The following is a 4,873-nucleotide window of genomic DNA, read 5'->3' on the forward strand; positions in this document are numbered from 1 at the left end:
TAATATATCAATGCTGCCTGTTGTTGTCAAGGGTTTTGAAAAACTTTTTTTTAAATTGGGTGAATTTAATGGTCGAAAGCTTGTGGAATAAGGGATTCAGGTCGGTTTGAGGTGGTTGGAGCATTCTAGAAAAATATGAATAACGCCGATAGTCCTTTGTGATAAATACAAGTCAGGAAAGGAATAATTCAGCAGCAAAGGATCTAATCGCAGCACTTATGATATTAGCTGATGCTCATTGATTTTCGTCCCAAGGTCCGACCAGTTGAGGTTAATTATTTATTTAGAGGGTCTGGGGGGAGAGGTTTTTTGTAAATTTAGTGATGCTTTATAAAGTTGTTTTTGTAGTGTGGTGTTTTTTTGTTTTTCTAAGGTGATTTCATTGAATCTTTCAACGGTGATAAACTTTCTTACTATTTGTTGAGACTGGTTGCAGTAATTTACAGCGATATCTTGTGCTTTAGTGGGTAGTGCATTGAGGCTTGCAGAATCATGACAGATTACTTGGGGAATGTCTTTACTACCGATGATTTTTTTGATTTCCTCAAAGGCTTGCTGACGGACTGGCTCCATTTCTAATACAGCTTTGACATAGTTAGTTATTTCTATATCCTTGATATTGAAAGTTTGAGCGACTGCTTGGGAATTGAAGTCAAAAGTACCAGAAATCAGACTTACAGTGGTAATAGTCGCCAAAATCAAAGGTTGAGAAAGAATTTGGTGTAACCGATTGGTTAAATGAAGACTGTAAATTTCGCTCATAATATAGTAGATGACTAAGTGACACAGATAAAAAATCAAGAATATGATGATGGGTTTGAATTATTTTCTGACCTAGAAGTTCCGGTCAAGATCGAATCCGTACTGCAAATGACCTAAAATTAACCCCGTGGTAAATCTCTGTAGAGGGGGAAAGGAAGAGATTGAAAATCTAGTTTTTCCTCCAGGAACAGTAAAATTATTCACCATTTTGGGTATATTTCGAGTATATATGATACAATAAATATTATAGCGATGGCAATATCAGTTACCTTGGCATATTTGACACATTTCGATAACTTTAGTTTGTAGTGTTGAAGTTTCAGATGCACCTTGCTTGAGGCTTACTTCCAATTCTAACAGTACAGGTAAGGCCAAGATGAGTTGCTTTAATGGGAGAGATTTTACTTCTTGTTGTATAAAATATATTCGTTTAGGGTTAGTAATTTCCGCAAATTGAGCGATCGCTTGCGGGTTGCGTTCACCAGTTTCCATCATCATTTTCACTAATAACCAGGTGCGAAATTGACCAATGAGTGTGGCAACTATTCGCAGTCCAGGTTCGGCTGAATTACTGAGATCATTTAATATTCCTAAAGCTTTTGGGGTATCTCCAGTTCTAATAGCTGTTGCCAATTGTAAGGTATTTTGAGTAGTATTTCTGACTAACTCAGATACTATATTCACATCTAAAGGTTTGCGACTACTTTGGATATAAAGACGTAATTTTTCTAGTTCATTGTAGAGAAGACGGGTATCATTACCTACTGATTCTGCTAATAGTTCGACAACTAGAGGATTTAATTTTAGTCCCAGAGTTTGAGCAGCTTGTTGAACTGATTGAACTAATAATTCTGTTTTCCAGGGAGGAATGAGGGGAAATTCACAAAATGTGGCAAATTGTTTGAGAAGTTTTGTACTTTTAAGACGTTCATCTGGCTTGTTGCGACTGGTCAATAGTAAAGTAGAATCTGGGGGGATAACTTTAACAGTCCGTTGTAATTCTGCTAAGATATGATCTGGGCAGTTTTGGCTGATAGTTGTGTTCATGAGCCAGACGAAACGACCACCAGCACCAAATGGAGGTGTCATTACTTGATTTAAAGCTTGAACAATAGAATCTGTTTGTTCTGGGGGAAATGAGGTATAATTAAAACTTGCCCATAGGGGGTCAAGAACGCGCTCGCGCAAAATTGCTATGGCTTTTTCCATAGCAAAATCATCTTCACCCCAATAAACATAAATTGGCATGGCAATTCAAAATTTAAAATCAATTTAGTCAAATCGAGTAATTTTCCCTACAATCTATCAAAAGAGCGCAAGGTGATCAAGATTGGACGACAACTACCAAACCTATTTAAACCGGGTAGCACGCATGACGCTACCAGAGGCCTACAAAACCCAAATTCAGCACATTCAAGAATCTTCTAAATTTAGGGTTCATGGTGGGGTCAGGGAAGCTGCTCCTTTTCCCGGTTATACCCTAATTACCCCACCCGCAGAGGAAGATACAAAGAACGCTGCTTTCTACAGCCAAATACAAGCCTATCAACAGCAACTACTAGAGCTACCCATTAGTGATGATTTGATTGTACCCGTTCCTGCTGCTAGTTTTCATCTGACAGTGGCGGATTTGATTTGGGACAGTGCTTTTGATCATGCTTGTAAAAAAAATCCCCAATTCGCTGAAGAGTTAAATTCTCAGTTAGCTGAAAGGTTTCAACAATATCAAGAGTTGATGACAAAGGGATCTCATTCTATCTCTTGGCAAATGTTAGGATTAATTGTTATGCCTAGAGCTATAGGTGTGTGTTTAGTACCCAAGGATAAATGTTCTTATGAGGAAATTATTCAATTCCGGCGGATAATTTATCAAAATCGCAGATTAATGGGTTTAGGTATTGAGCAACATTATCATTTTACAGCCCATATCACCTTAGGGTATTTTGGTGAAATTTCACCGGAATTAGACCGGGTAAGACTCAGTGATACACTTTCTGATTTTAATCAGTCATTGTCATTAAATATCCCAGATTTTCTGCTTAATAAGGTGGAATTACGAAAATTTGACGATATGACCCACTATTATCGTCAACCAGACTGGCCGAGTTTATATTTTTAAAGCTAGGGGCGAATTATATTCGCTACTATAAAACCATAGTCCGCTGCTGCGGACTAGGATAAAATAAAAAGCCAACGTAATTTGCTCCTACACAAATAGACTACGCCGATACGGAGTGACATGAAATTAAGTATAAAAACAAACATCGGCTAATTCGTTAAAGGTATGGATATTTGCAGCCTAGTTAACTGTGATCTGGCTTTGTCCTGGGTGAATAAAGGTAAAATTTCTAACTTTCCTCCCATTAAATCTACTAGGGTTTGATTACATAAAAGTTTCATGGCTGGTGACAAAACTATATTTGTCTCAAATGTCGGATTTTCCCCTTTCATTAAATCCATAGATTCACTGATAATTACAGCATCATTTGGTATATCTAAGCAAATATTTACAAAATTAGCCGTGGACGATAAATGACTAGAAAGATAAATATTACCTGTTTCTATTTGCTCAATTGTACTCTCTATTAAATTGATTAATATCTGTTTAAGCCAGCGGGAATCTGCGAAAATGTAAATTTTTGGATCTGGTGGTGATAGAGTAAAAGGATAATTGCGATTGACTGCTAATAAATAAGTTAATTTATAAACCTCTTCTAAAAATTCAGCTAATTGAAAACTGTGAATATCTAATTTATTTCTCCCAGATTCTATTTTGGAAATATTCAAAATTTCATCAATTAGTTTTAATAATTTCAGAGATTTTTCATGAGCTTGACCAATAAATTCCCGTTCTTCTTCGGGATTTTCACACAAATCTGCTAAAATTAACTGATGTAATCCGATTATACTACCCAATGGCGATCGCAATTCATGACTAATTCTGGCCAAAAACCCCGCTTTAAACTGACCCATTTCCTGGGCTTTATAGTATGCTAATTGGGTTTGCTGTAATTCTTGCAAAAGTTCAGTTTCTCGATGTTGTGAAGTATTTAAGGTGCTAATGGGCGAAGATTCACGAGATTCTAAAAGTAATTTATAAAAACATAAACCTATACCTATTCCTATTCCCAAATATAGCCAATTACTAAAATTCATCATGTTCTAATTTAATACTACCTTGTCTTAAAATCTGCCAATCTTTCCCTGTCCATTTAGCGACGGTGGAAGGGATTCCCAAACCTTGATATTCTATTGATTCTAAAGTCAGAACCTCTGGAAATTGAGATTCTATTTCTGCTTTTTTCTCCAAAGCAGGTTGACCTGATAAATTAGCACTAGTTGTAGCCATTGGACCTGTTTGCGCCAAAATAGTTTGAGCAACTTTATTGTTTGGGACCCTAATACCAATGGTCGTTAAATCAGCAGTATTCATTACTTGGGGAATTTTGTCACTAGCTGGTAAAACCAAAGTTAACGCACCTGGCCAATATTTATTGACAACTTTTTGCCAAATTTGGTATTCTATCTGACTACCTTGAACATAATCCCACAAATCTTCAGCAATGGCCGCCATCAAAATCAATGGTTTATCCAAACTGCGCTTTTTAGCAGCATAAATTAATTCTGCTTGTTGCGGTATGGTCGCTAACGCGGGGACTGTATCTGTGGGGAAACTGATTAATTTTCCAGCTTTAGCAGCTTTGATCAGGATTTCTAGGGAAACTTCTGTCATATTTATATTTGTAAGTGAAAGTATGAATTGTGTTTCGCGCAAAGTCTCAAAGGAGCAAAGTTTGAGATTTTAATTTTTCCTGATCATAGAAGACAGGGATATAAATTAACATGATATTAAAAGTTGATTCCTGGCGATCGCAAAATGTCCTCTAAATATTCTACCCTTTTTCTTTCTTGATCAGCACGTTGTTTTTCAGAAATTAAATTATCCACTGGTTCTCTATCATCAATAATCACATTTGTTAAATCAGCAATAGCAGGTTTTTCAAAATCATCAGGACTGGGTTTACGATTGGTAAGTTCTGGGGTTAAAGATTGAGTCATTAGAAAATACTCCTGGGAGTAAGGGAGACAATATAATATATTATATAATAAT

General features: G+C 36.3%; 6 protein-coding genes. 1 reads left to right on the forward strand and 5 read right to left on the reverse strand.

What is annotated here, in order from left to right; all coding sequences use genetic code 11:
• Positions 1–279 precede the first annotated feature (279 nt).
• Both ACIR131C_RS0117905 and holA read right to left on the reverse strand, forming a co-directional pair.
• Positions 280–762 (reverse strand): DUF4168 domain-containing protein, encoded by a 483-nt coding sequence (locus ACIR131C_RS0117905; protein WP_028091297.1) that lies wholly within the window; start codon positions 760–762, stop codon positions 280–282.
• Positions 763–1,023: 261 nt separating this feature from the next.
• Entirely contained in the window at positions 1,024–2,010 is a 987-nt protein-coding gene (holA, locus tag ACIR131C_RS0117910; protein ID WP_028091298.1) for a DNA polymerase III subunit delta, read from the reverse strand.
• A gap of 124 nt (positions 2,011–2,134) precedes the next feature.
• On the opposite strand from holA, the gene ACIR131C_RS0117915 reads away from it, so the two are divergent.
• On the forward strand, positions 2,135–2,881 hold the full coding sequence (locus tag ACIR131C_RS0117915) for a DUF1868 domain-containing protein (RefSeq protein WP_035372428.1): 747 nt from the start codon (positions 2,135–2,137) through the stop codon (positions 2,879–2,881).
• 149 nt (positions 2,882–3,030) lie between these two features.
• On the opposite strand, the gene ACIR131C_RS0117920 is transcribed toward ACIR131C_RS0117915, so the two are convergent.
• The 3 genes from ACIR131C_RS0117920 to ACIR131C_RS0117930 all read right to left on the reverse strand — a co-directional run bounded on the left by ACIR131C_RS0117920 (position 3,031) and on the right by ACIR131C_RS0117930 (position 4,821).
• Positions 3,031–3,921 carry a sensor histidine kinase gene (locus ACIR131C_RS0117920; RefSeq protein WP_334310856.1) on the reverse strand — a complete coding sequence of 297 codons (891 nt, stop codon included), beginning with the start codon at positions 3,919–3,921 and terminating at the stop codon, positions 3,031–3,033.
• Positions 3,908–4,495 carry an L-threonylcarbamoyladenylate synthase gene (locus ACIR131C_RS0117925; RefSeq protein ID WP_028091301.1) on the reverse strand — a complete coding sequence of 196 codons (588 nt, stop codon included), beginning with the start codon at positions 4,493–4,495 and terminating at the stop codon, positions 3,908–3,910. The genes ACIR131C_RS0117920 and ACIR131C_RS0117925 overlap by 14 nt, the downstream gene beginning before the upstream one ends.
• A gap of 116 nt (positions 4,496–4,611) precedes the next feature.
• Positions 4,612–4,821 carry a hypothetical protein gene (locus ACIR131C_RS0117930; protein ID WP_028091302.1) on the reverse strand — a complete coding sequence of 70 codons (210 nt, stop codon included), beginning with the start codon at positions 4,819–4,821 and terminating at the stop codon, positions 4,612–4,614.
• Positions 4,822–4,873 lie beyond the last annotated feature (52 nt).

Source organism: Dolichospermum circinale AWQC131C, assembly GCF_000426905.1.
Classification (GTDB): domain Bacteria; phylum Cyanobacteriota; class Cyanobacteriia; order Cyanobacteriales; family Nostocaceae; genus Dolichospermum; species Dolichospermum circinale.